The organism is Aidingimonas lacisalsi, assembly GCF_008079445.1.
Lineage (GTDB): Bacteria > Pseudomonadota > Gammaproteobacteria > Pseudomonadales > Halomonadaceae > Aidingimonas > Aidingimonas lacisalsi.
Genome location: NZ_VRYH01000004.1, coordinates 110,614 through 135,697 on the forward strand (window position 1 = coordinate 110,614; position 25,084 = coordinate 135,697).

The following is a 25,084-nucleotide window of genomic DNA, read 5'->3' on the forward strand; positions in this document are numbered from 1 at the left end:
CATGATACGCGTTCAGCATGCGCCTTTCGATCCTGGAGGAGAACAGCAGGCTCTGACGAAGGGGCGCACCGATATCGGTGCCGTGGTCAGCTTTACCGGCCTGGTGCGTGATTTCAATGAACGGCCGGACGTGACGGCGTTGACGCTTGAACATTACCCGGGCATGACCGAACAAGCACTTGCCGATATCACGGAACAAGCGATGCATCGTTGGTCGTTACAGGGTGTAAGTCTGATTCATCGAGTCGGGTGCTTGTCGCCGGGCGATCCAATCGTGTTGGTCCTGGTGGCGAGTGCTCACCGACGTGATGCATTCGATGCCTGTGCTTTCATCATGGATTTTCTCAAAACGCGAGCGCCTTTCTGGAAAAAAGAGCATACCCGTAGCGGTCACTACTGGGTTGCCGAGCGTGAAGCCGATCAGCGCGATGCCAATCGCTGGGAGGATGAGCAATGACAACATTGATCGATAATTTCGATCGCCAGGTGCGTTACGTGCGGATCTCGGTCACTGACCGCTGCGACTTTCGCTGCGTTTACTGCATGAGCGAGGACATGACCTTTCTGCCCCGTGCCCAGATATTGACTCTGGAAGAGTTGTCCATGGTCGCAAGGGCATTTGTAGAATTAGGCGTCGAGAAAATCCGCTTAACCGGCGGTGAGCCGTTGGTTCGACGCGACATTGATCAACTGGTATCCGACATCGGTGAGTTGCCCGGGCTGAAGGATTTCACCATGACGACCAATGGCGCCGGATTGGGTAAGTATGCAGAGTCGCTGCGACAAGCAGGAATGCAGCGTCTCAACATCAGTCTTGATTCACTGGATCCGGAACGTTTCCATCGACTGACGCGGACCGGCCAATTAGGCAAAGTGATTGATGGAATCCGCGCTGCCAAGGATGCCGGGTTCGAGCGTATCAAGCTCAACGCTGTCATCCTCAAGGGTCGCAATGACGACGAAGTGCTGGATCTGGTCGAGTTCGCGCGTCAGGAAGGCGTGGACATCAGTTTTATCGAAGAGATGCCGCTGGGCGATGTATCGGATCATTCGCGAGCAGAAACCTTCTGCTCGAGTGACGAAGTCCAGTCAATGATCGAGGAACGGCATTCTCTCGTCCCCACGACCGAAACGACACTGGGGCCATCGCGCTATTTCAGGATGACGGATAGCGAGACTCGGGTTGGATTCATTTCCCCGCATAGCCATAACTTCTGTTCGACCTGCAACCGGGTCAGGGTCACTGTGGAAGGGCGTTTGCTGCTCTGCCTCGGCAATGAGCATTCCGTAGATTTACGTGAGGTGTTACGCCGTTACCCTGGAGACATGGATGCATTGAAAACTCGCATTATCGAGGCGATGCCATTGAAACCGGAACGCCACCATTTCACTACTGATGGCGATGTGCAAGTGGTTCGCTTCATGAACATGACGGGGGGTTAATGCCTTAATACGGAGCGATTCTCTTCACTTAGTTGCTGACTGGCCTTCTCTTTATGTCACCTTGGCAAAAGAATTATTGACTGACTTTTCTTGCCAAAGTGCCATATCTGCATATACTTTTTACCACAGTATCTATCGATACGTTTTTTTGACCCTCAGCATGGAGGAGGCCAATGTCTTCCGAATCCTTGGAGCGCATCGCTCGTAACAAGAACGTAGCCCGTGCTGCTGCACGCCAATTGAGTATGGAACAGCTCAGTAAACTGTCCGAGGTTATCGGAGAGGTTATCGAGCAAAAGCAAGAGGAGGAGAAAAAGCGCCGGGAAGAGGAAGCCATGAAAGAGCGAAAGTTGGCTGAAATTCGTGAAGCGATCAATGATGCCGGCTTGTCACTGAATGACCTCGTTCCGGAGCAACCCAAGCGGCGTCGTGGACGTCCACCAAAGAATGCCAAGAAATCCTGAATGGCATTCCGGGTAAGTAAGTATCGGCGCAGGATCCGATATCGGCGCATGTCGGGACATGTCGACTCTTGCTACCATGGTTAGTGTAAATGCGCCATCTGCCTATGCGGCGATTAATTGCAAGTGGACCGACGGCAGGTGGCGCATGTGTGTTGTCAGATACTCCATCAGTAGTGGACGCAGTGCCTGACGAAGCTGTGCAATATGGTGGCTCGCCAAACTAGGCAGATGGTCATCAAGCCACGCTATGAGAGCGGTTTCGTCCAGCGCGGCTGTCATCTGCGACTCGATGAGCGGCAGACCGATGCGACACCATCCGTGCCCGTTCGGCATCACGGAAATGGCGAGAAACAGGGTGCCGAAGCGGTCATGGTCGCCGGATTCGGCATTGAACAACTCGGGAAGCGGGGTGATGCGGTTCCTGTCGATGATGCAAGGATGCTGTGGATGGCTCGCCTCGTGCGTCAACTCCCTGGCGCTGAAACGAATCAAGTCGCCGTTCGAGGGTGTCAAGGGCGCTTGAATGTCGAGCGCCTTGGCAAGGGCTTGGTGGGCCTTCTGGTGGGGTCTTTCTCCATGAACGGGAAGCAGGTAACGTGGTTGAATCCAGCGGTAGAGCGTGGTGATCTCGTCCCGTCCCGGGTGACCTGAGGCATGCAATTCCGGGTGGTTCTCACCATCGTAGATGACCACTCCCAGTTGCTTGAGACCTTGCTGAAGTCGCTCGATTAGAGGCTCGTTTCCCGGGATGGCTTTGGCCGAAAAGATGACACTGTCGCCGGGTATCAATTCGAAATTCGGATGTTGATTGCGTGCCAGTCGCGATAAAGCCGATCTAGGCTCACCCTGACTTCCGGTGGCGATGACCAGGACTTCTTCCGGTGGCAGGTAACCGAGATCGTGAACGGGAACGGTCGGAGGGAAATCGTCGAGGTATCCCAGTCCACGGGCAATGCCAACCATACGCTCCATGGAGCGTCCCATGAGACTGATGCGTCTACCGCATTGTTCGGCGGCTCGTCCAATGGCGAGTACACGAGCCAGGTTACTGGCAAAGCATGAAATAATGATGCGGCCACGGCATTCCGCCAATCTCCTTTCCAGCGCGCGGGCCACGTCTCCTTCGCTGCGTGTCGATGGGGTCGTCGCCGCATTGGTGGAATCTCCAACGACCAAATCGACCGGAGCGAGTGCTCGAAACATGGCTTCGTCCGGTGGCGACCCGATCACTGGGTCGGCATCGAGTTTCCAGTCTCCCGTATGCAGCACGCGTTGTTCTGGCGTGACGATCAACAGGGCGCAACTCTCAGGAATCGAATGCGTTACCGGCAGGAAGCGAATCGTAAAAGGCCCCTGTTCGCAGGCATCCCCCGGGTCGATTACATGAATACTGTCGGTCGTCAGTCCGTGGTCATTGAATTTGGCCCGCAACAGGGCAGCGGCCAATGGCGTGGCATGAATAGGGCAGCCCCAGCGAGGCCAGAGCCAGGCAATGGCGCCGATATGGTCTTCGTGACCATGAGTTATCACCAACGCTTCTGGACGGATATTCAGGTCATCAAGAGTGTCCGGGTTGGGTACTTGCAAAGGGGTCTCGGTTAAATCCTGACGGATCATCATCCCGCAATCGACGGCGATCCATTGTCCCTCATAACCGTACAGACTGAAGTTCATGCCGATTTCACCGCATCCCCCCAAGGAAAGGAAGTACAGGGAAGGACGCTGTCGTTGGCGAATCTGAACGCGAGGTTGATACATGGTGGACACGATATCGAGTATGAGAGAACTCCATCATACGGGATGGGTAAGCGCCGCCACAACGCAGATGTCCTGACCGTCAAGAATTCGCTAGACTAATGCATCAGATGGCAATTCTTCCCGGCATGTTTTCTTGTTTCGACCGATGGCTTACCGATGTCCCATTATTATCGTCTCGTCGTATCCTGTCCTGATCGTGTCGGCATTGTGGCACGCGTTTCCAGTTTCATTGCTGAACATGGCGGCTCGATTACTGAAGCCAGTCAGCACTCCGATCTGATGACCGGGCGTTTTTTCATGCGCTATGAAATCCTGGCGGATTCCATTGCCGTGGGCATTGAAGCGTTGCGGCGGTCTTTCGCTCCGATTGCCGACGAGTTCAGCATGGATTGGGCATTGACCGATACGGCTCAACGTTCGCGTATCGTGTTAATGGTGTCACGTGAATCACACTGTCTGGTTGACTTGCTTTATCGCTGGACCGCTGGCGAGCTGGATTGCGATATTGCCTGTGTCATCTCCAATCACGACGACATGCGGTCGCTGGTCGAATGGCATGGCATCGATTATTACCATGTACCTGTGGCGCCGGCTGACAGGACGTCGGCATTTAGCGAGGTCGAGCGTCTCATCGACCAGGTGCAAGCGGATACCGTGGTGCTTGCACGATACATGCAAATCCTGCCTCCAGGGCTGTGTGAGCGATATCGAGGCCGAGTGATCAACATCCACCACAGCTTCCTGCCCTCGTTCGCTGGTGCCAAACCTTATCATCAGGCGTACGAACGAGGGGTCAAATTGATAGGTGCAACATGTCATTACGTGACTGCCGAGCTCGATGCTGGCCCGATCATCGAGCAGGACATTCATCGTGTATCGCATTGCCATACGACCGCTGACTTGATGCGCTTCGGCCGGGATATCGAGAAGCTGGTATTGGCGCGTGGGTTGCGCTGGCATCTACAGGATAGGGTACTGATTGATGGCAACAAGACAGTCGTATTCGCCTAGGCCCTGAAGCCTTGGAGTGTCTCTACACACGGCGTCGGGCCTGCTATCCGCTAGATGGCATCCAGCGACAGGCTGAGTTGGCGTTGTCCTTCGCGGGGTGTCAGCCGGACGCCGACCCCCAGTAGCCGTATCGGGCGCGGATTGCGCCGCCAGATCTGTTCCAGCAATGTGGCATAACGCGTCCGGTCGATGTCCTGTCCGGCGATTTCCAGGGTGGTCAGGCTGAAGTCGTTGAAACGCACTTTAATGAAGACCTTGTCCAGCGACGGCCTCCCTTGACGGGCCAGACGACCGTCCAATTTGTCGATCAACGGGGGGAGGGCGTCAAGGGAGGTGTCAAGATCGGGCAGATCGCGATCATAGGTCGTTTCGACGCTTACGGACTTGCGTTCGCGGGAAATGGCGACATCGCGGTCGTCGATCCCGCGCGACAGTTCATAAAGCCGGTAACCGAATTTTCCGAACCGATCGATCAAGGACTCCAGTGGCCATGTCCGCAAGTCTGCACAGGTTTTTATGCCCATCTCTTCCAGTTTCATCGCCGTTGCCGGGCCGACGCCATGTAGTCGTGTCACGGGGAGGTCAAGCAGGAAGGGCTCGACCCGCGCCGGTTCGATGACGTATAGGCCGTCCGGCTTGTCCCAGTCGCTGGCGATCTTGGCAAGGAACTTCGCCGGTGCGGCGCCCACCGACAGAGTGATTCCCGTGTGCCTGTAGGTTTCCTCCTTGAGCCACTGAGCCATCCAGGTTGCGCTACCGCGAAAGCGTGAAACGTCACTCACATCAAGATAGGCCTCGTCGAGGGAGAGAGGCTCGACCAGCGGTGTGAGTTCGTGAAAAATCGATTGTATGCGCTGTGATACGGCACGATATCTGTCGAAGTCGGGCGGCAACACCAACAAGTCGGGGCAAAGGCGTAATGCCTTTGCCGTCGGCATGGCCGATCGTACGCCATAGGTACGTGCCGGATAATTGCAGGTGGCGACCACTCCGCGTCGTTCGGCGCTACCGCCAATGGCAAGCGGCACGTCTTTCAGTGCCGGATCATCTCGCATTTCGACGGCGGCATAAAAACAGTCGCAATCGGCATGCAGGATTTTCCGCGTCCGCGTACTCATGGCTCCATCAATGCAAGGCTTGGCCACTGCCGCCACGAATGACACCGACACCGATACCTTCGATTTCCAGATGCTGCGTCTTCAAGTCGATATCGATGGGGGCGAAGTCGGTATTTTCCGCGATCAATTGAACGTGGTGACCATGTTGTTTGAAGCGTTTGACCGTGACGTCATCCTCGAGCCGAGCGACAACGATCTGACCGTCACGGACCTGGTCGGTACGATGTACGGCGAGGAGGTCGCCTTCGAGGATTCCGATGTCCTGCATGGACAGCCCTCTGACACGCAACAGATAGTCGGCACGGGGAGTGAAAAAGTCCGGCGGTAGTGGGCAATAGCGGTCGACATGTTCTTCGGCCAGGATGGGGCTGCCGGCGGCAACATCGCCGATGATGGGCAGGCCTGTTTGAGCCGGTGCATGGTCGCCGCTGGTGCTCGTCTCGGTTTCATGATCCTGCGTCGTGAGTCGGATGCCACGAGACGTGCCCGCGATCATGCGGATGACTCCCTTCTTGTTCAGTGCGCGCAGATGTTCCTCGGCGGCATTGGGCGAGCGGAACCCCAACGCCTTGGCGATTTCCGCGCGTGTGGGCGGGTAGCCCAGTTCGTTGACAGTCTTGACGATGAAGTCATAGACGTTCTGTTGGCGCGGGGTCAGGGCGCGGGACATGGGACAACCTCCGGCATCGGTAGCTATTTGGTTAAGTATACAGCATGGAATTGCATCCAGTCATGCCCGCTGCTTGTTTTCCACGGCTTACCTACCGATGATGGATCGAACGGGATACCGTTATCGTTTGAAACGCATTGGTTTGTGGCCCGGATATGATATGCGTAAAATCGACCCACGTTTCAAACAAATGTTTATAATATAACGAGAGGCGGTTCCATGGCCCAGAACGATACAGTCACACGGATACTCGATACCGCTGAAGTGCTGTTTGCAGAGCGCGGTTTTGCCGAGACGTCGTTGCGTCATATTACCAGCAAGGCCAGAGTCAACCTGGCAGCCGTTAATTACCATTTCGGCTCCAAGAAATCATTGATTCAAGCCGTATTCGCTCGTTATCTGGACCCATTCACTGAACGCTTTCATGACGTGCTCGATGAACTGGAACGTCGCTACCAGGGCGATGTCATTCCCCTGGAAGTGCTACTGGACAGCATGGCGAGAACGGTGCTCGAAGTGCCGGCGGAGCGCAATAGCCTCAAGGTGTTCATGCGTCTGTTGGGGTTGGCTTACAGTCAGGCTCAAGGGCATCTGCGCCGTTATATCCAGGAGCACTATGGTAGTGTGTTCACGCGCTTCTCATCGCTTGTTCGGCAGGCGACGCCTGATTTACCGGATGCCGAGCGATTCTGGCGGTTGCACTTCGTTCTGGGGACCGTGATATTCACACTATCGGGCCTGGATGCCTTGCGCGACATTGCGGAAAAGGATTACGGCGAACACGTCAGTGTGCGCGAATTGGTCGATCGCTTGCGTCCCGTCGTTGTGGCTGCCATGCAGGCTCCCTTGCCGTCGGCGGAAGCTAACCACTTTCCAACAGCCAGCTGAGTTCGGGCCATGCAAACGCCGCGACTTTCTCATTTGCCTCCCGAAGATGATGTCTGGTTGGAAATCGACCTGACCGGGCAACGCCTGTGCGTCTGGCGGGGGAGGGACCGTGAGGCAGACTATCCGGTATCCACGGGTGCAGCCGGCATCGGTCAGCAGCAAGGCAGTGGTCGCACGCCGGCTGGCTGGCACTACATTCGTGCCATGATCGGTCATGGGATGCCGGCAGGCAGCGTATTTCGTGGGCGGCGTCCAACGGGAGAAATCTACTCTCCACACATGGCGCGATCATTTCCCGAGCGCGACTGGATCCTGACTCGGATCCTATGGCTGACCGGCCTTGAGCCCGGTGTCAATCGTGGCGGAAACGTCGATTCTCAGCGACGCTATATTTACCTGCATGGCACGCCCCCGGATGAACCGATGGGGACACCGGCCTCGCATGGCTGCATCCGGTTGCATGACACCGCGCTACTGGCCGTGTTCGATCGCGTGACTCCTGGTACGCCGGTTTGGCTCCATGTTTGATACCACCCGGTGAAGGAGGCGTCAGAGAATGCCTGTCGTCGGATAACGCATTGCTCTAGAATCATCGCCCTCAACACCAAGGAATTCGCTCATGACTCAACCTCTCGGTCCCCTGATGCTGGATATTGAAGGGACTCGGCTGACCAGTGAGGACAATGACCTGCTTACGCGCCCTGAAGTCGGGGGTGTCATCCTGTTTTCACGCAATATCGAGGATGCCGATCAGGTGCAGCACCTGTGTGCCGACATACGACGCGTACGGCCTGATGTCCTGCTGGGCATCGATCAAGAGGGCGGTCGTGTACAACGCTTGCGCAAGGGTGTGACTCGCATGCCGTCGATGTCGGTGTTGGCCGAGGGGTATCACGACGCGCCTGAGTCGGTCACCCAACGTTGCCAGGATGCGGGATGGTTGCTGGGACTGGAAATGGCCGCATGTGGTTTGGATGTCGTGTTCGCGCCGGTACTGGATGTCGACAGTGGTATCTCGTCGCTGATCGGCGATCGCAGCTTTTCAGGCGAACCGCACGTAGTGACGACCCTGGCCGGTGCCTTCATCAATGGTATGCATGAGGCGGGCATGGTGGCAGTAGGCAAGCATTTCCCGGGACACGGCGGTGTGGCCATGGATTCTCATCACGAGTTTCCCATCGACCCTCGTTCGATGGAGACGTTACGGGCTCGAGATCTGGTGCCGTTTGCCGCCTTGGCGTCTCGGCTCGAGGGGATGATGCCGGCACATGTGGTCTACTCCTGCTTCGATGAACGCCCCGCTGGGTTTTCGCCCAACTGGTTGGGCATGCTGCGTGAAGACGTGGGGTTCAAGGGAGCGATATTTTCTGACGACCTATCCATGGTCGGTGCGAGTGTCGCAGGTGATGTCGCCCAACGTGTCAGTGCGGCACTCGATGCCGGCTGTGACATGGCACTGGTATGCAATGATCGTGATGCCGTCATGAACGCACTGCCTGTCTGCCGGGATCGGCAAGGGAAACGTCAGGCTCGTTTGCGTTACGGTCGTGCTCGGCCGAATCTGGCGTCGCTGTCCGCACTATCTCGTTGGCGACGCGCACACGCACGCTTGGAGGCCCTGGCTAGCCAGCAAAGCGATCATTGATATGCAAGACTGGATGACCCCGCTCGAAACATTGGTCGAAGCCCGGTTGGGCGTTCCCGACTGGTTGGTGATCCCGGCGCTGCTGCTGCTGGCTGCCGCGGTTGCCGATCTGGCGGCCTGGTTGTTGATCTGGCGGTTGGGTCCGCTATTGGAACGAACCCGCAACCGCTGGGACGATACCATCGTCATGGCGCTACGGCGTCCGTTGCGGGTCTGGATCTGGGGCATGGCCATTGTCGGGTTGCTGCGTTTCACCGGCTTGCGCTTGGAGTGGGACTGGATCAATGACCATTACGGACATCTGGCGGGACTGTTCAGTCTGTTGATGTTTGCATGGACGGGCGTGCGCTTGGTCGGCTTGATCGAGAAGCGGCTCATTTTTCCGCCGGCGAAACACAAGGCGAGGTCCCTGGATCCCACGACGGCATCAGCGGTCAGTAAAGTGGTCGGTGCCATCATCATGGTCGTGGTTTTCCTGCTTGCCTTTCAGCTCATGGGGATGAGCGTGTCAGGGTTGCTGGCATTCGGCGGTGTCGGCGGCATCCTGGTCGGATTTGCCGCACGTGACGTCTTGGCGAATTTTTTTGGTGGATTGGCAGTCCATCTCGATGATCCCTTCAAGGTGGGGGACTGGATACGCTCGCCGGACCGTGACATCGAAGGTATCGTGGAAGATATCGGTTGGCGATTGACGCGCATTCGCACCTTCGACTCCCGCCCCTTGTATGTGCCGAATGCCACGTTCAGTACGATCAGCGTGGAAAACCCCTCGCGGATGTTCAATCGCAGGATATTCCAGCAGCTAAGCTTGCGCTACGAGGATCTACCTCAAGTCCGCGACATCGTCCACGATATTCGCCAGATGCTGGATGCTCACGAGTACCTCGATCACCAGCAGACAACGTTGGTCAACTTCCAGCGCTTCGGTGACGATGATCTTGAGCTCTTCGTGCATGCCTATACCCGTACGACCGATTGGGCCGAGCATCAGGATATCCAGCAGGACGTACTGTTGCGGATTGCCGACATCATCGCATCCCACGATGCCGCGCTGGCCATACCATCACGTGAAGTGCATTTGCATGATATGGCGCAGACACAGGCGTCCGGCGATACGGGAAGCCGCGGGCGGCCTGAGGGCTCGATCGATGAGCAGCGGGCTGCAAGTGAACGCCCGGAAACACCGGGCCAAGATCATTCGCCCGGCTCGCGTCCGTTACGCGGCGACGAGCCGGGCGCCGATTCTCCAGCCAACGATTAAGAGAGCGATGCCTAAACTCGTGCCCACTGAACAGGACTCCTTGGCCAGCATGCGCGACCTGATGGACAACGCCGACTGTCTCATCGATCAGTCACAGGTCGAAAAAGCTCTGGACCGGATGGCTGCCGATATTACCGCAGCACTTGGCGACAAACTCCCTGTCTTCTATTGCGTCATGAATGGTGGCTTGATCACTACCGGCCATCTGTTGACGCGTCTTGGGTTCCCATTGGAGGTCGACTATCTTCATGTGACGCGATATCGCGGTGGTACGCATGGGGGAGAGTTGTTCTGGCGTGTCTCCCCCGAGATCCCCATGACCGATCGCCATATCGTGATCGTCGACGACATTCTCGACGAGGGAACCACGCTCTCCGCGATCCTGGATTACTGCCGTGCCGCGGGAGCGGCCAGTATCGCCACGGCAGTACTGGTCGACAAGCGCCATGATCGCAAGGCCGCTCCCGGACTCCAGGCCGATTACTGCAGTCTGGAAGTGGCGGATCGCTATGTATTCGGTTTCGGTATGGACTACAAGGGCTACTGGCGTAATGCCCCCGGCATTTTCGCCCCGCAGGATCAATGACAGACCAGGGTATCCGTCAGGTCCGATCCGCGAGGGCATTGCGACAGCGACTCTCGACATCATCGAGTTCACGTTGCATCAAGCGAATGTCCTCGAGCTGACGCTGCATCTCGGCACGCTTTTCAGCGAGAAGTTCCAGCAGTCGGCGCAATTGCCGAACATCGCCATCGGGCATGGCATCGTAAAGTTCCACGACCTCACGTATCTCGGCGAGCGAGAAGCCGAGCCGTTTACCGCGCAGCGTGAGCTTGAGCCTGACGCGTTCCTTGTCATGATATATACGTGTTTGGCCACGTCGTTCCGGCTCCAGCAATCCCTCTTGTTCGTAAAAGCGGATGGTACGAGGCGTGATATCGAACAGACGTGCCAATTCACCGATCGTGTAGTGGCGCCGAGTGTCGCTACGGTTGGAAACGCTATCCGTTGGTTCGATTGTCGGATCGCTCTGGTGCATGCACGCTTGCCCTCGAGTTTCGATATCCATGAGCATGGTATGGTCATGCTTTTTGACGTTTACGTAAGATGCAGTCATTCATTGTCATGAATGTCGAATGATGGTTCAACCTGCATGGGAACAGGAGATACCCAATGACCGACTCCCCGGTACATTTCGAGGAACGAAGTACCCGCTCTGGCGGGCGTATCGGTATCGCGACGTTGAATGCGCCGCGATCGCTCAATGCGCTATCCCTGGCGATGATCGATGCGCTGACTGCCAAGCTGGATGCATGGGCGAGCGATGATCGGATCGTTGCGGTTTGGCTGGAAGGCGATGGTGATAAAGCGTTTTGTGCCGGGGGCGATATCGTGGCCCTGTATCAGTCGATACAGGGCGATAAGGACGCAACGGCAACCTTTGCGACGCGCTATTTCACGGCCGAGTATCATCTCGATTACCGTATTCACCGCTATCCCAAACCGTTACTGGTATGGGGGGACGGTATCGTCATGGGCGGTGGTCTGGGCCTGATGGCAGGAGCCAGCCAGCGTCTGGTGACACAAACCTCTGTACTTGCCATGCCGGAGATCAGTATCGGTCTGTATCCTGATGTGGCGGCTAGCTGGTTTTTCAATCGCATGCCGCCGGGCATAGGCGCTTATCTGGCATTGACCGGAGCCCAGTTGAATGCCCGCGACGCTCTGGATCTGGGATTGGCAGACCGATTCATCCCGCGTGAATCGCATGCGGCACTCATGCATGCCTTGCTTGGCGCGAATTACCACGACGGGGCGTTTGCGGCCGTCATGTCCATCCTGGACGATTTCGACGATCGCTCGTCGGTGCCGGCGGCGCGCGTTTGGCCTCTGCGAGATCATTTGCAGAGGTTGGCAGGCACCGCCGATGACCTCGAAGCAACGCGGCGCATTCTAAGTGATTCGAGCAATGATGAATGGTTACGTGCGAATCGTGACCGTCTCTCAGTAGGGTGTCCCCTGACCGCGCGGCTGTCCTGGCATATGTTGAACCGTCATCGTCATGCGAGTCTGGCCGATATCTTCAGAGACGAGTTGAACCTGTCCGTTCAGTGTTGCCTACGCGGCGATCTCGGTGAGGGCGTACGCGCGTTATTGATCGACAAGGACAAGCAACCACGGTGGTCGCACAAGCATGTTTCGGAGGTTTCGGATGCGCATGTCGAGGCCATGCTGCAGCCATTATGGAGTGCCGCAGCGCATCCACTGAAGTCGCTGTAGACGGCGATGCTTCGCACTCATCGCGCTTGGCAGTGAATCATTATTAGTCTACATTATCTCAAAATGTAGAAATTTTGGAGCCTGCCATGAGTCAGATTACACCGATGACCTGGGACGACCCGTTCCGTTTGGTCGATCAGCTCGACGAAGAGGAACGGATGGTCCAGCAGACGGCGCGGGGGTATTGCCAGGATAAGCTATTACCCCGTGTGCTCGAGGCCAATCGCCATGAGCATTTCGATCGTGAGATCCTCAACGAAATGGGGGAGTTGGGACTGCTTGGCGCTACTATTGCCGGGTATGGCTGCGCCGGGCTCAACTATGTGAGTTATGGTCTGATCGCTCGCGAAGTCGAGCGCGTCGATTCCGGTTACCGTAGCGCCATGAGTGTTCAATCGAGCCTGGTGATGTACCCCATCCATGCTTTCGGCAGTGAGGCGCAGCGAGATACCTACCTGCCAAAACTGGCGAGTGGCGAATGGGTCGGCTGCTTCGGGCTGACCGAGCCGGATCATGGTTCTGACCCTGGTGGTATGTCGACACGCGCACGACGGACCGAGTCGGGATGGCGGCTGAATGGTGCCAAGACCTGGATCACCAACTCGCCGATCGCCGATGTGTTCGTGGTCTGGGCGCGTGATGAAGAGGATATCCTGCGCGGTTTCATCCTCGAGAAGGGCATGAAGGGCCTCAGCGCTCCCAAGATCGATGGCAAGTTCAGTCTGCGTGCGTCGATTACCGGTCAGATCGTCATGGAGGACGTCGAGGTCGGCGATGAACAACGGTTACCCAATGTGCAGGGCTTCAAGGGACCCTTTTCATGCTTGAACCGGGCCCGCTATGGCATCGCCTGGGGCAGCATGGGAGCGGCAGAGGCCTGCTGGCATGCCGCGCGTGAGTATACGCTGGAGCGCAAGCAATTCGGGCGGCCGCTCGCTGCCAATCAGTTGATCCAGAAAAAGCTGGCAGATATGCAAACCGAAATCGCCCTGGGGCTTCAGGCTGCATTACGTGTGGGGCGAATGATTGATGATGACCAGCTCGTGCCCGAGACGATTTCGCTGATCAAGCGTAACAATTGTGGCAAGGCGCTGGATGTGGCGCGTGCCGCACGCGATATGCATGGCGGTAACGGCATTTCCGATGAGTATCATGTCATTCGTCATGTCATGAATCTTGAAGCGGTCAATACCTACGAAGGGACCCATGATATCCATGCGTTGATCCTTGGGCGCGCCCAGACTGGCATTCAAGCCTTTTCCTGAGATCTGTTGAACGCTCGACGAGCTATGGGTGGATATCAGTCATGAGACAGCGAAAGACTGCAACCAATGGGGACCGTGAGCCGATTGATGACGGCGTATGCGTGAGTTCGGTCATTGTTCATACAGCGCGTAGTCAGACCGATGGGAGACAGTCATGACACATCCTCTGGAAGGGAGGTTGGTGCTGGACATGTCACGAGTGTTGGCCGGTCCGTGGGCGGGACAGATGCTGGCGGACCTTGGCGCTCGGGTCATCAAGATCGAGCGTCCCGAACGAGGTGACGATACGCGTAGTTGGGGGCCGCCCTGGCTGGAAGATGCCGTCAATGATGTCCATGAGGCCGCGTATTACCTGTGCGCCAACCGGGGGAAACAGTCGCTGGCCATCGATATCGCCGATCCGCGTGGACAGGCATTGATTCGCCGGCTGGCCGAACAAGCCGATATCCTGATTGAAAACTTCAAGGTTGGCGGGCTGGAACGTTACGGCTTGGACTATGCCTCCTTGGCCAAGCGCAATCCGGGGCTGATCGGGTGCTCGATCACCGGGTTCGGCCAGGATGGTCCGTATGCCCAGCGTGCTGGCTACGACTTCATGATCCAGGCCATGGGCGGCTTGATGAGCGTTACCGGCGACCCCGATGGCATGCCGATGAAAACCGGCGTCGCCATCACCGATGTCATGACTGGCTTGTATGCTGCCATTGGCGTACTGGCGGCATTGGATGAGCGCGGCCGTACGGGGCGAGGGCGATACATCGACCTGTCTCTGCTGGATGTGCAGGTCGCGACGCTGGCCAATCAGTCACTCAATGCCCTGGTGGGGCATCGGGATCCCGACCGTCATGGCAATGCGCATCCCAACATCGTGCCGTATCAGGCATTTGCCTGCAGCGATGGCTATTTAGTGTTGACGGTCGGCAACGACACGCAATTTGCACGCTTGGCGGATCTGCTGAAGCATCCGGAGTGGAGCGACGACGAGGCCTATGCAACCAACGCGGCACGCGTCGCGCACCGGGATCGATTGGTGCCGATGATCGCCGAGTGTCTTGCCGAGCGTGGGCGCGATGCATGGTTGGCAGAGTTCGAACGCCACGGCATTCCAGCGGGGCCGATCAACACGATTACGGAGGCGCTTCACGATGCTCAGGTCAGCCACCGCGGCATGGTGACGACGCTGATGCGTGACGGTGTCGCTATCCCTCAAGTGGCCAATCCGCTCAGGTTCGATGGCGAGTCGAGAACCAGTCGGCGTCCGCCGCCGGCATTGGGCCAGGATAGCGATGCCGTCCTGGCAGGGATGGGATTGTCGGAAGCACAAATTGCCGAACTGCGTGAGCAGGGCATCGTGTCATGATGTCGATGTGGCGGACAGCGCTCAATGGGGAGAAAAGCGTCTATGCAGACCGGTTTCGGCAATCATGCGGGTCGATATCTCCTCGATCGAGAAGCGGGTGGTATCGATGTAAGGAATGTGTAGATGGCGATACAGCGTTTCCACCTGCTGGATTTCCTGCATGCATTGGTCCATTGAGCAGTAACGGCTGTTCGGGCGACGTTCGCTGCGTATGGCGGCGAGCCGTCGTGCATCGATGGTCAGGCCGAAGAGCTTGTGTCGATAGGGTTTCAGTACCGCAGGCAGTTTGAGCGTGCCATCTTCGTCCTGATCGTCTTCGGTGAGCGGGTAGTTGGCGGCACGAATACCGAACTGCAGCGCCAGGTAGAGTGATGTCGGCGTCTTGCCGCAACGCGACACCCCGATCAGGATGACATCGGCCTTGTCGTACTGGTATGTCCGTGCTCCATCATCGTTGTCGAGTGCGAAATGAACCGAGTGAATGCGGTCCATGTAGACGTCGTCGCGGCCAATGGAGTGTGTACGCCCCACGGTGTAGGTCGAGTGTGTGGCCAGTTCCTTTTCCAGTGGCTCGAGAAAGGTCGAGAAGATATCGACCTTGAATCCTGGCGCTTGGCTGATGATGGCACGAATGGCAGCGTCGACGATCGTATCGATGATGATCGGCGTCTCGCCGTCTCGAACGGCCGTTGCCTCTATGACCTGAACCAGTGTTCGCGCCTTGTCGGTCGTGTCGACATAAGGTTTGGTGATCATGTGCATATCGACGTTCTCGAACTGAGCCAACAGGCTGCGTCCCAACGTTTCCGCCGTGATACCGGTACCGTCGGAGATGAAAAAGGCCGTGCGTGACATGAATAACCCCGTTGTTGCGTGATGAAAGAGTGATGTCCCGTTGGGCTGGATGACTACATAACTCGCCACCTTATCCCGATTGTTGTAAAAATTCTCCAGTGACTTCGCTGTTAGACCAATGGCGAATAGTGGTTCCCCTTGATAGGGTGCAGAACAGTGTGCCGGCGTGTCGATATGGCGGCGGTATGTCGTTCAGTGAGAATGAGGGGGATGCGTGAACGAGTACATCTTGTGGTTCGACCAGTTGGGCATGGGCGATGTCGAGCAGGTAGGCGGGAAGAATGCCTCGCTCGGGGAAATGATTTCCCACCTGGCGGAGTTGGGCGTCAGTGTGCCCAGCGGTTTCGCCACGACAGCACATGCCTATCGCGAATTTCTGGCGCACGAAGGTCTCAATGAGCGCATCAATGACGCACTGGCCCGGCTCGATGTCGATGATGTGTCCGCCCTGGCGAAGGCCGGTGCCGAGATCCGCCAATGGGTGATCGATACGCCGTTGCCGCCGGCATTCGAACAAGCGTTGTATGAGGCGTACCAGGAACTCCTTTCCCGCTATCCCAACCTCAAGGCGGCCGTGCGCAGTTCGGCGACAGCCGAGGACTTGCCGGATGCCTCGTTTGCCGGGCAACAGGAAACATTCCTGAATATCGAAGGCTTCGACAACATCAAGCGGGCGGTACACGAAGTGTTTGCGTCGCTGTTCAACGATCGCGCGATTGCCTATCGCGTTCACCGCGGTTACCCCCATGAGAGCGTTGCGCTGTCTGCCGGTATCCAGAAGATGGTGCGTTCGGAAACGGGTGCCAGCGGTGTCATGTTTACTCTGGACACGGAGTCCGGCTTCCGCGATGCGGTATTCGTTACTGCCTCCTGGGGCTTGGGGGAAACCGTGGTGCAGGGGGCGGTCAACCCCGACGAATTTTACGTTCACAAGCCGACATTGAAGGCGGGGCGGCCTGCCGTCTTGCGTCGCACTCTCGGCTCGAAACTGATCAAGATGGTCTATACGGAAGATGCCAGTGCCGGCAAGTCCGTGGCGACGGTGGACGTTCCACTGGTGGATCGGACGCGCTTCTGCATCAATGACGAACAGATCATGGAGTTGGCACGCCAGGCCGTGACGATCGAAACCCATTATGATCGACCCATGGATATCGAGTGGGCTCTCGATGGTGACGACGGCCAGCTATATATCGTCCAGGCCCGGCCGGAAACCGTGGTGTCGCAGCAGGAAGGCGGCAAGCTGGAACGTTTCCACCTGAATGAAAAGGGGCGAACACTGGTGACTGGACGCGCCATCGGTCAGCGAATTGGCCGGGGCACGGTCAAGGTCGTCATGACGCCGGATGACATGGACAAGGTTCAGGAAGGCGATGTGCTGGTGACCGACATGACCGACCCGGACTGGGAGCCGGTCATGAAACGGGCGTCGGCCATCGTTACCGACCGCGGGGGACGTACCTGCCATGCCGCCATCATCGCTCGCGAACTCGCGATTCCCGCTGTCGTGGGCTGCGGTGAGGCGACCGAGCGTTTAACGGAGGGGCGTGACGTCACGGTATCCTGCGCCGAAGGCGACACCGGGCATGTCTATGAAGGATTGCTGGATTACGAATGCAAGACCACCAGTGTCGACGCCATGCCTGCCTTGCCGTTCAAGATAATGATGAACGTCGGCAACCCGGACCGGGCTTTTGCCTTCGCTAGCCTGCCTAATGCCGGGGTCGGCCTGGCGCGGCTGGAATTCATCATCAACCGGATGATTGGCGTTCATCCCAAGGCGTTGATGGACTACGATACTTTACCGCTGGACCTGCAGCAGATCATCGACGTGCGCACGGCCGGTTATGATGATCCGGTCAGTTTCTATGTCGACAAGCTGGTCGAAGGTATCTCGACATTGGCAGCCGCGTTCTACCCGCAACCGGTCATCGTGCGACTCTCCGATTTCAAGTCCAACGAGTACGAGAACCTGATCGGTGGCAAGCTCTACGAGCCCGGAGAAGAGAACCCCATGTTGGGCTTCCGTGGTGCCTCGCGCTACATTTCCGATGCCTTCCGAGCTTGCTTCGAACTGGAATGCCGCGCAATCAAGCGTGTGCGTGACGTGATGGGGCTGGATAATGTCGAAATCATGGTGCCTTTCGTACGCACCCTCGATGAAGCCAGTGAGGTCACCAGTCTACTGTCGGCGTGCGGCCTTGCACGAGGCGATAATGGTTTACGAATCATCATGATGTGTGAACTACCGGCCAATGCGCTGTTAGCCGACGAGTTCCTCGAGTATTTCGATGGTTTTTCCATTGGCTCCAACGATTTGACCCAATTGACCTTGGGGCTCGATCGTGATTCCGGCGTCATCGCGCATCTGTTCGATGAGCGGAATCCAGCCGTCAAGAAATTGTTGGCGATGGCCATTACCGCCTGTAAGGCGCAAGGCAAGTATGTCGGCATATGCGGTCAGGGCCCTTCGGATCATCCGGACCTGGCAAAATGGTTGATGGAGCAAGAGATCGACTCCGTCTCTCTCAATCCGGATGCTGTTCTGGAAACCTGGTTCATGCTGGCGGGCGAGGCGCTTGCCTGAATCGATGGTCGCGTTGCATTGACGTTCACGAGCGTAACCAGTTGCGCAACTTGACCAGCATGAGCTCGCCGTCGCTGAGGCGACGGCGAGTCCTCAACAGCTCGGTCAAAGCACCAGGACGGTCAGTGATGATGTTGTCGACGCCCATGTCGATCAGGCGTGACATGTCGGCAGTATCGTTGACCGTCCAGGCATGCAGTTCGTAATCATGACGAGCGGCTCGCTGGACCTCATCTTCAGTGATGCGATTGTATCGCAATCCCAGAATGTCGAAGCTGGAACGACTGAGCCCCCCGGGGAGCACGAGCTGAGCGAACAGGGTCGTTCGTAACCGAGGGGCCTGTGCTCTTATTTCGCGTACCAGCGTTGGCGACATCGATGCGATGACGACATCGTCGAAGATATCGGGGTTGCCACATTGGTGCGTCATCGATTCTTGTTGGTGGCATCGTTCGCGACGCGCCTGTTCGTTCTCGAGTTCCTCGATGACGGCATCGATGAGTTGTGGTGCCGTACCCGCATCGGGTTTAAGTTCGATGTAAAGGCGTCCACGACCTCGCGTTTGCTGAAAGGCCTGTTCCAGAGTGGGAATCCGCTCATTGTCGAAGGGGTCGCCGAACCAGCTACCCACATCGACCGTTTTCAAGGTCTCCAACGTCGTTTCGGAGACGACCATCGAGCTACCCGCAAGGCGTTGCAGGTTGCTATCGTGAAAGAGCACGACCTCACCGTCGCTGGTCAGCCGCACATCGATTTCGATGAAATCGGCCCCATCGACGATGGCCTGTTCAATCGCGGCAAGGGTGTTCTCCGGCGCCGCCATGGAACTGCCGCGGTGGGCCGTCACCATGACATCGTCTCGCAATTCGAAACTGGTGAGTATCCCCCACGCCTGGAATACGGCGAAAACCAATACCAACGCTTCGGCAGCCCAGGCCAAGCCCCAGGGATGCTTGCTCGGTGGTGGAGGTGCTGGGCGAGGTTGCCGGTGTGCAAGACGTAGATACAGGCAGCTCATCAATAGGCTGTTGATGGCAATACCGATGAATGTGACGGCAAGCATCAGGATCAGATAGATGATCAGATAGGCCAGCATCACCGGTATCACGAGATCGATATCTTCAGGTAGCAGATCCAGAAACGGCAGGGCCGAGTTGTTGAACAGCCAACTGGTGGTGAGGGGCAACAGCAGTATGGCGAGAACGACGGTCGCGACGGGGGCGACGAGTCGTATTTTGTGCCCCTGGGTCAACTGATGGCTGCGTGTCAGGGCGACGTGGGGAGAGGCCCCTTCGAGGATCAGCGCTGGTAGCGAGAGATGCCAGCGCAGAAAGAGCCTGGCGGCCAGATACAACCAGAGCGTGACGATCGGCAGGCTGGCGGCAATAAAGTACCAGAGTGCCGGTGGTCGGACACGTTGCACATAGTAGCTGTCCAGATGGCCGAGCAAGGCATCATAGAGCCACCCCAGTGACAACAGACAGGGGAGTGCCAGCAAAACGTGAGCGCTGACCTGGATGATCGTGAGCGCAGCCAGCCCGGGGAATCGCCATGCTACGGACCAGAGTGCTTCGATGGCAACACGATAACGATTGCCCCGCGGTCGAATCGCGACCAGGATCATGCCGGCCTGTTGCAGGTAAAGAATCAGGAATGTCAGCGATAGCGTCGCCATCGCCCAGAGCACACCCAACGGAGAGAGAACTAACTCCCAGAGTTGATGGTTGGTGAATATCGGCCGGTTGATCTGGCGGAGTAAATGAGCCAGTGACCAAGCCGTTGCGGGGAGCAGTACCGTGACGGCCAGAACGGTGAAAAAGACGTGGAAAATCGCCAGAGGCCTCAAATGCTCGCGTAGCGAACGAGTGACGTCCTGGGCCAATTTGGCAAGTGTCAGCTCGGCATTGGCATGGTTCGGCATGCCCATTACCCTCTCATCGAGAACGTCACGTGACAATATTGACCAATGACGATTTCCTTATGGTGTTTGCTTAGTTCTCCAGAGGAAGGCGCTCGTCGGTAATCAGGATACCGTTATTATCGGCATACAACCATTGACCGGGCGTGACGGTGACTCCCGCGAAAGTCACATCGATATCACGTTGTCCCTCACCGTGCTTTTCGCTCTTACGTGGATGAACGCCGAGTGCCTGGATGCCTAGCTCGGTTTCTGCCAGCACATCGATATCCCGCACGCACCCATAGATGACGATCCCGGCCCAGCCATTGCCGGCTGCCTGCTCGGCGAGCATGTCGCCGAGCACGGCGCATCGCAACGACCCTCCGGCATCGACGACGAGAATGGCACCATCGCCCGGTTCGGCTACGGCTTCCTTGATACGGGAATTGTCCTCGAAACATTTGATGGTTCGAATAGGGCCATGGAAAGCGTCGAGTCCGCCGCAATTGACGAAGAGCGGGTCCAGAACATCGACCTGAGGATGGGCATCGCAAATGTCGGGAGTGACGATATGGCTCATGACTTTGGCTCCGAAGCGAATAGGGATACCTTGGATCATGCCATAGATGTCGTGTGGGTAAATCCTTCGATCGCCGTAATTTCTCCTTCGCATCGGCTATACCGGGCAATGCGCCCGGTATGCTCGATTGTCGTCAGCGATGTCAGAATCGCCAGCCGGCTGAGGCGGTAAACGTGTCTATCTGGTAATCGCTGTCGAAGTCGTAACGTTCGTACTCGGTACGGACCATGAAAGGATCGAAGTTGAATTGGGCGCCTACACCATAGACAGGGTCCGTTCCATCGTTATCCTTGAGATCGATGTTGGCATTGCCAAGATTGCCATCGACATCGGTTTCCCAATCGGCCATGCCCACTTTGGCGAAGGCCGTGAACCACGAGGTGACTGGCAGCTGTCCGATCAAGTTGACCCCATAGGCATCGGATTCCAGGTCGGTATTCGCTCCATTATTGCCTTCCAGCCGAGTGCGCCCAAGGTCTGAATAGAATAGCTCCGTGGCAAAATAGGGGGTGAACTCGTAGCCGACGAATCCTTTCCAGACGTTGTCGTTATCATCCATGTCGTAATCTTCGGCACCGGCTTCGACGAAATCGTCGACGTCATCGCGGTCGTTTTCCAATGAACTGAAACCGGTACCAGCCCCGAAATAGAAGCCTTCAAGCTCGTCGGGTGCCGCCATGAGGCTTGTGGCACCGAGCAGTGTCGAGGATGCCAGAGACGCGGCGAGAACTGTCTTGAGTTGCATGATCTCTCTCCTTGAATGCCGGATAACGGTGACGTTGCGATGAAACCGCTAATTGTGATTTGCCAGCATCCTGCCAACAAACATCTGTATGACTTTCCTTACTCTAGGTGAGTCTCGTTGATTTAGACAACGCCAAACTGTGACGAAACGTACAGTGTCGTTGCGATATGGCGACAAAAAAACACCCCGCTCGATTGCGGGGTGTTTCGGTCATCGGCTCCAGCGGTTCGGTCAAGAACGACCTCGCCGCTTACGATGTTGCGAGCATCGGAGTCGAAATTCCCGTGCTTCCTGAGGCCCGAAGACCTGAATCAGGCTTCTTGGGCGACGGGAATCACATTCGAGGCAGCTTTCTGAAACTCCTCGATTTCATGGAAGTTCATGTAGCGATAGATCTCGCTGGCCATCGCATCAAACTCCCCCATGTAGCTTCGATATTCTTCCACGCTGGGTAGCCGGCCTTCCACAGCCGCTACGGCGGCCAACTCCGCCGAGGCCAGGTAGACATTGGCACCATCACCCAGGCGATTGGGAAAATTACGTGTCGAAGTCGAGACGACGGTGGATTTCGGGGCTACCCGTGCCTGGTTACCCATGCACAAGGAGCAGCCGGGCATTTCCATGCGGGCACCCGCTCGACCATAAACGCCATAATAGCCTTCTTCGGTCAACTGATGTTGATCCATCTTGGTCGGTGGCGCAAGCCACAAGCGGGTTTTCAAGCTCCCGGCAGGCTGTTTTTCGAGCAACTTGCCAGCGGCCCGAAAGTGGCCGATGTTGGTCATGCAAGAACCGATGAAGACCTCTTCGATCCGCTCGCCGGCGACATCCGACAGGGTGCGGGCATCGTCGGGATCGTTCGGTGCGCAGAGAATCGGCTCCTTGATCTCATCAAGATCGATTTCAATGACTTCGGCATACTCGGCGTTGTCATCGGCACGCATTAGACTCGGGTTTTCAAGCCACTCTTCCATGGCTTGAATGCGACGTCCGATCGTGCGCTCATCGCCATAGCCGTTGCTGATCATCCACTTCAGCAGGGTGATGTTCGACGTCAGGTATTCGCTGACGCTGTCCTCGGACAATGTGATGGTGCAGCCGGCCGCACTACGCTCGGCGGAGGCGTCGGACAGTTCAAATGCCTGTTCAACGGTGAGGTCTTCGAGGCCTTCGATTTCCAGGACGCGTCCGGAGAACGCATTTTTCTTGTTGGATTTATCGACGGTCAGCAGGCCTTCCTTGATTCCATAGTAGGGGATGGCGTGAACCAGGTCGCGCAGTGTGACCCCGGGCTGACGCTTGCCTTTGAAGCGCACCAGCACTGACTCAGGCATATCCAGCGGCATCACACCCGTTGCTGCTGCGAAGGCCACCAGGCCGGAGCCGGCAGGGAAGGATATCCCCATCGGGAAGCGCGTATGAGAGTCGCCGCCCGTACCGACGGTGTCAGGCAGCAGCATGCGGTTGAGCCATGAGTGGATGATGCCGTCGCCCGGTCGCAAGGAGACACCTCCCCGATTCATGATGAAATCGGGCAGTGTATGATGGGTTTCCACATCGACCGGCTTGGGGTAGGCGCTGGTATGGCAGAAGGATTGCATCACCAGGTCGGCCTGGAAGCCCAGACAGGCCAGATCCTTGAGTTCGTCGCGGGTCATCGGGCCGGTGGTGTCCTGGGAGCCGACAGTCGTCATCTTCGGTTCGCAGTACATGCCGGGACGCACGCCATCCATGCCACAAGCCTTGCCGACCATTTTTTGTGCCAGGGTATAGCCGTTGTCACTATCGGCCGGTTGCTCGGGGGTCTTGAAGACATCGGACGGGCCCATTCCCAACTCGGTACGTGCCTTGTCGGTCAAGCCACGCCCGATGATCAATGGGATGCGCCCACCAGCGCGTACTTCATCGAGGATGACGCGAGTCTTCAGTGCGAAGGTGGTCAGTTCTTCATCGGACCCATGCTTGCAGACCTTGCCTTGGTAAGGATAGACATCAATGACATCCCCCATCTCGAGCTTGGAGACGTCCATTTCGATAGGCAGTGCACCGGCATCTTCCATGGTATTGAAGAAAATCGGAGCGATCTTGCTACCGAATACGAAGCCTCCCGCACGTTTGTTGGGGACGTTGGCGATGTCATCACCGAAAAACCACAGCACGGAGTTGGTGGCAGACTTGCGTGACGACCCTGTGCCAACGACATCGCCGACGTAGACGACCGGATGCCCTTTGGCACGCACGGCCTCAATCTGCGCCAATGGGCCTTTTTCGCCGGGGACGTCCGGTTCGATGCCGTCTCTAGGATTCTTGAGCATCGCATTGGCATGCAGGGGAATGTCGGGGCGGGACCAGGCATCCGGTGCTGGTGACAGGTCGTCGGTGTTGGTCTCGCCGGGAACCTTGAAAACGGTCAAGGTGATTTTGTCATCCAGCTTGGGTCTGGAGAGAAACCATTCCGCTTCAGCCCATGAGTTCAGGACATCGTCGGCCACAGCGTTGCCGGCTTTGGCGCGATCGGCGACATCGTGGAAGGCATCGAACATCAACAGTGTATGCTTGAGTTGCTCGCCGGCTTCCTTGGCTAGATCGGCATCGTCCAGCAGTTCCACCAGCGTGGCGATGTTGTATCCCCCCTGCATGGTTCCCAGCAGCCTGACAGCGTGCATCCGATCGATCAACGGCGATTCGGTGTCGCCCTTGGCAATGGCCGTCAGAAAGCCAGCCTTGACGTAAGCCGCTTCATCGACGCCCGGGGGGACGCGGTCGGTAAGGAGTTCCAGCAGGAACTGCTCGTCACCGGCGGGGGGACGCTTGATCAATTCGATCAACTGAGCGACCTGTTCCGCATCCAGCGGCTTGGGGGGAATCCCCTCCTGAGCGCGTTCCTCTAAGTGTTGGCGGTAGGCTTCAAGCACGATAGGGCCCTCATCAGGTTGCGTGGCCAAAACGAGCTTTCCGTCATCGGTTGGGCGGGGCAAGGCATGGGAAGCAAGGCCGTGAACCGCTATCTGTCGATCAACGAGTCAACCATCAACCATGGCGGTATCGGTGACTAACGTCGTCGAAAAGTCTCGTTCTGGAGCTTATGGTAAGCGTTAACCAAGATGAGGCGAATTCTACGTGAAACTGTCGACAATGTTAAGCAAGATGTTGTCGACAATCTTGGAACTTTGGTCGATGACGATGCCATGGCAAGATGTCAGCGTATTGGGAGTGGCAAGTGGGCAAGAGCCATCCCAATGGTCACGCTAAG

22 protein-coding genes are annotated in these 25,084 nt (G+C 57.1%); 13 read left to right on the top strand and 9 right to left on the bottom strand.

The genetic code is table 11. The features are described 5' to 3' along the window. The first annotated feature begins 1 nt into the window (after position 1). The 3 genes from moaE to FVV99_RS09550 all read left to right on the top strand — a co-directional run bounded on the left by moaE (position 2) and on the right by FVV99_RS09550 (position 1,907). A complete protein-coding gene (gene moaE / locus FVV99_RS09540; RefSeq protein ID WP_148253852.1) occupies positions 2–457 on the top strand; it encodes a molybdopterin synthase catalytic subunit MoaE in 456 nt (151 codons plus the stop codon). Continuing rightward, entirely contained in the window at positions 454–1,443 is a 990-nt protein-coding gene (moaA, locus tag FVV99_RS09545) for a GTP 3',8-cyclase MoaA (RefSeq protein WP_148253853.1), read from the top strand. Before moaE ends, moaA begins: the two co-directional genes overlap by 4 nt. A gap of 173 nt (positions 1,444–1,616) precedes the next feature. Continuing rightward, the gene (locus FVV99_RS09550) at positions 1,617–1,907 is read left to right on the top strand and encodes an H-NS family histone-like protein (protein WP_148253854.1); all 291 of its coding nucleotides are present in this window, start codon (positions 1,617–1,619) and stop codon (positions 1,905–1,907) included. Positions 1,908–2,009: 102 nt separating this feature from the next. Here the strand turns inward: FVV99_RS09550 and FVV99_RS09555 are convergent, their stop codons facing one another. Then, positions 2,010–3,581: a ribonuclease J gene (locus FVV99_RS09555; protein ID WP_148254183.1), complete on the bottom strand. Its 1,572-nt coding sequence runs from the start codon at positions 3,579–3,581 to the stop codon at positions 2,010–2,012. A gap of 240 nt (positions 3,582–3,821) precedes the next feature. Here FVV99_RS09555 and purU point away from each other — a divergent pair, with 240 nt between their 5' ends. After that, on the top strand, positions 3,822–4,676 hold the full coding sequence (gene purU, locus FVV99_RS09560) for a formyltetrahydrofolate deformylase (protein ID WP_148253855.1): 855 nt from the start codon (positions 3,822–3,824) through the stop codon (positions 4,674–4,676). A gap of 50 nt (positions 4,677–4,726) precedes the next feature. Here purU and dinB read toward each other — a convergent pair whose 3' ends face one another. Both dinB and lexA read right to left on the bottom strand, forming a co-directional pair. Further along, the gene (dinB, locus tag FVV99_RS09565; RefSeq protein WP_148253856.1) at positions 4,727–5,794 is read right to left on the bottom strand and encodes a DNA polymerase IV; all 1,068 of its coding nucleotides are present in this window, start codon (positions 5,792–5,794) and stop codon (positions 4,727–4,729) included. Between the two features lie 7 nt (positions 5,795–5,801). Further along, positions 5,802–6,464, bottom strand: coding sequence for a transcriptional repressor LexA (gene lexA / locus FVV99_RS09570; protein WP_148253857.1), 663 nt, complete (start codon positions 6,462–6,464; stop codon positions 5,802–5,804). A gap of 219 nt (positions 6,465–6,683) precedes the next feature. On the opposite strand from lexA, the gene FVV99_RS09575 reads away from it, so the two are divergent. The 5 genes from FVV99_RS09575 (at position 6,684) to FVV99_RS09595 (ending at position 10,844) form a co-directional block, all read left to right on the top strand. After that, a complete protein-coding gene (locus FVV99_RS09575) occupies positions 6,684–7,352 on the top strand; it encodes a TetR/AcrR family transcriptional regulator (RefSeq protein ID WP_148253858.1) in 669 nt (222 codons plus the stop codon). Between the two features lie 9 nt (positions 7,353–7,361). Further along, a complete protein-coding gene (locus FVV99_RS09580) occupies positions 7,362–7,880 on the top strand; it encodes a L,D-transpeptidase (protein ID WP_148253859.1) in 519 nt (172 codons plus the stop codon). A gap of 91 nt (positions 7,881–7,971) precedes the next feature. Continuing rightward, positions 7,972–8,997, top strand: a complete 1,026-nt coding sequence (gene nagZ, locus FVV99_RS09585; protein WP_148253860.1) for a beta-N-acetylhexosaminidase — start codon at positions 7,972–7,974, stop codon at positions 8,995–8,997. A gap of 1 nt (position 8,998) precedes the next feature. Further along, a complete protein-coding gene (locus tag FVV99_RS09590) occupies positions 8,999–10,258 on the top strand; it encodes a mechanosensitive ion channel family protein (protein WP_148253861.1) in 1,260 nt (419 codons plus the stop codon). A 7-nt stretch (positions 10,259–10,265) separates the two neighbouring features. Continuing rightward, positions 10,266–10,844, top strand: a complete 579-nt coding sequence (locus tag FVV99_RS09595) for a hypoxanthine-guanine phosphoribosyltransferase (RefSeq protein WP_148253862.1) — start codon at positions 10,266–10,268, stop codon at positions 10,842–10,844. 16 nt (positions 10,845–10,860) lie between these two features. On the opposite strand, the gene FVV99_RS09600 is transcribed toward FVV99_RS09595, so the two are convergent. After that, positions 10,861–11,298 (bottom strand): MerR family transcriptional regulator, encoded by a 438-nt coding sequence (locus FVV99_RS09600; RefSeq protein ID WP_148254184.1) that lies wholly within the window; start codon positions 11,296–11,298, stop codon positions 10,861–10,863. 134 nt (positions 11,299–11,432) lie between these two features. On the opposite strand from FVV99_RS09600, the gene FVV99_RS09605 reads away from it, so the two are divergent. From FVV99_RS09605 to FVV99_RS09615, 3 genes are all read left to right on the top strand, one after another. Then, entirely contained in the window at positions 11,433–12,539 is a 1,107-nt protein-coding gene (locus FVV99_RS09605; protein ID WP_148253863.1) for an enoyl-CoA hydratase/isomerase family protein, read from the top strand. A gap of 86 nt (positions 12,540–12,625) precedes the next feature. After that, on the top strand, positions 12,626–13,804 hold the full coding sequence (locus FVV99_RS09610; RefSeq protein WP_148253864.1) for an acyl-CoA dehydrogenase: 1,179 nt from the start codon (positions 12,626–12,628) through the stop codon (positions 13,802–13,804). A gap of 154 nt (positions 13,805–13,958) precedes the next feature. Beyond that, positions 13,959–15,164, top strand: coding sequence for a CaiB/BaiF CoA transferase family protein (locus FVV99_RS09615; protein ID WP_148253865.1), 1,206 nt, complete (start codon positions 13,959–13,961; stop codon positions 15,162–15,164). A 21-nt stretch (positions 15,165–15,185) separates the two neighbouring features. On the opposite strand, the gene ppsR is transcribed toward FVV99_RS09615, so the two are convergent. Beyond that, positions 15,186–16,019: a posphoenolpyruvate synthetase regulatory kinase/phosphorylase PpsR gene (gene ppsR, locus FVV99_RS09620; protein WP_148253866.1), complete on the bottom strand. Its 834-nt coding sequence runs from the start codon at positions 16,017–16,019 to the stop codon at positions 15,186–15,188. 214 nt (positions 16,020–16,233) lie between these two features. On the opposite strand from ppsR, the gene ppsA reads away from it, so the two are divergent. After that, on the top strand, positions 16,234–18,606 hold the full coding sequence (gene ppsA, locus FVV99_RS09625; protein WP_148253867.1) for a phosphoenolpyruvate synthase: 2,373 nt from the start codon (positions 16,234–16,236) through the stop codon (positions 18,604–18,606). 25 nt (positions 18,607–18,631) lie between these two features. Here the strand turns inward: ppsA and FVV99_RS09630 are convergent, their stop codons facing one another. From FVV99_RS09630 to acnB, 4 genes are all read right to left on the bottom strand, one after another. Next, positions 18,632–20,527: a glycerophosphodiester phosphodiesterase family protein gene (locus tag FVV99_RS09630; protein ID WP_148253868.1), complete on the bottom strand. Its 1,896-nt coding sequence runs from the start codon at positions 20,525–20,527 to the stop codon at positions 18,632–18,634. Positions 20,528–20,597: 70 nt separating this feature from the next. Further along, positions 20,598–21,086 (bottom strand): ribonuclease E activity regulator RraA, encoded by a 489-nt coding sequence (gene rraA, locus FVV99_RS09635; protein WP_148253869.1) that lies wholly within the window; start codon positions 21,084–21,086, stop codon positions 20,598–20,600. A 142-nt stretch (positions 21,087–21,228) separates the two neighbouring features. Further along, entirely contained in the window at positions 21,229–21,831 is a 603-nt protein-coding gene (locus tag FVV99_RS09640) for a porin family protein (protein WP_148253870.1), read from the bottom strand. Positions 21,832–22,142: 311 nt separating this feature from the next. Beyond that, a complete protein-coding gene (gene acnB / locus FVV99_RS09645; RefSeq protein ID WP_148253871.1) occupies positions 22,143–24,746 on the bottom strand; it encodes a bifunctional aconitate hydratase 2/2-methylisocitrate dehydratase in 2,604 nt (867 codons plus the stop codon). Positions 24,747–25,084 lie beyond the last annotated feature (338 nt).

Bases quoted from the DNA above. Each gene is read 5' to 3' on its own strand.
- FVV99_RS09580 (WP_148253859.1), top strand. From the start codon at position 7,362: ATGCAAACGCCGCGACTTTCTCATTTGCCTCCCGAAGATGATGTCTGG.
- FVV99_RS09590 (WP_148253861.1), top strand. From the start codon at position 8,999: ATGCAAGACTGGATGACCCCGCTCGAAACATTGGTCGAAGCCCGGTTG.
- rraA (WP_148253869.1), bottom strand. From the start codon at position 21,086: ATGAGCCATATCGTCACTCCCGACATTTGCGATGCCCATCCTCAGGTC.
- FVV99_RS09575 (WP_148253858.1), top strand. From the start codon at position 6,684: ATGGCCCAGAACGATACAGTCACACGGATACTCGATACCGCTGAAGTG.
- nagZ (WP_148253860.1), top strand. From the start codon at position 7,972: ATGACTCAACCTCTCGGTCCCCTGATGCTGGATATTGAAGGGACTCGG.
- dinB (WP_148253856.1), bottom strand. From the start codon at position 5,794: ATGAGTACGCGGACGCGGAAAATCCTGCATGCCGATTGCGACTGTTTT.
- ppsR (WP_148253866.1), bottom strand. From the start codon at position 16,019: ATGTCACGCACGGCCTTTTTCATCTCCGACGGTACCGGTATCACGGCG.
- FVV99_RS09595 (WP_148253862.1), top strand. From the start codon at position 10,266: ATGCCTAAACTCGTGCCCACTGAACAGGACTCCTTGGCCAGCATGCGC.
- FVV99_RS09550 (WP_148253854.1), top strand. From the start codon at position 1,617: ATGTCTTCCGAATCCTTGGAGCGCATCGCTCGTAACAAGAACGTAGCC.
- lexA (WP_148253857.1), bottom strand. From the start codon at position 6,464: ATGTCCCGCGCCCTGACCCCGCGCCAACAGAACGTCTATGACTTCATC.
- FVV99_RS09640 (WP_148253870.1), bottom strand. From the start codon at position 21,831: ATGCAACTCAAGACAGTTCTCGCCGCGTCTCTGGCATCCTCGACACTG.
- FVV99_RS09605 (WP_148253863.1), top strand. From the start codon at position 11,433: ATGACCGACTCCCCGGTACATTTCGAGGAACGAAGTACCCGCTCTGGC.
- FVV99_RS09610 (WP_148253864.1), top strand. From the start codon at position 12,626: ATGAGTCAGATTACACCGATGACCTGGGACGACCCGTTCCGTTTGGTC.
- purU (WP_148253855.1), top strand. From the start codon at position 3,822: ATGTCCCATTATTATCGTCTCGTCGTATCCTGTCCTGATCGTGTCGGC.
- FVV99_RS09555 (WP_148254183.1), bottom strand. From the start codon at position 3,581: ATGAACTTCAGTCTGTACGGTTATGAGGGACAATGGATCGCCGTCGAT.
- FVV99_RS09615 (WP_148253865.1), top strand. From the start codon at position 13,959: ATGACACATCCTCTGGAAGGGAGGTTGGTGCTGGACATGTCACGAGTG.
- FVV99_RS09630 (WP_148253868.1), bottom strand. From the start codon at position 20,527: ATGCCGAACCATGCCAATGCCGAGCTGACACTTGCCAAATTGGCCCAG.
- moaA (WP_148253853.1), top strand. From the start codon at position 454: ATGACAACATTGATCGATAATTTCGATCGCCAGGTGCGTTACGTGCGG.
- FVV99_RS09600 (WP_148254184.1), bottom strand. From the start codon at position 11,298: ATGCACCAGAGCGATCCGACAATCGAACCAACGGATAGCGTTTCCAAC.
- moaE (WP_148253852.1), top strand. From the start codon at position 2: ATGATACGCGTTCAGCATGCGCCTTTCGATCCTGGAGGAGAACAGCAG.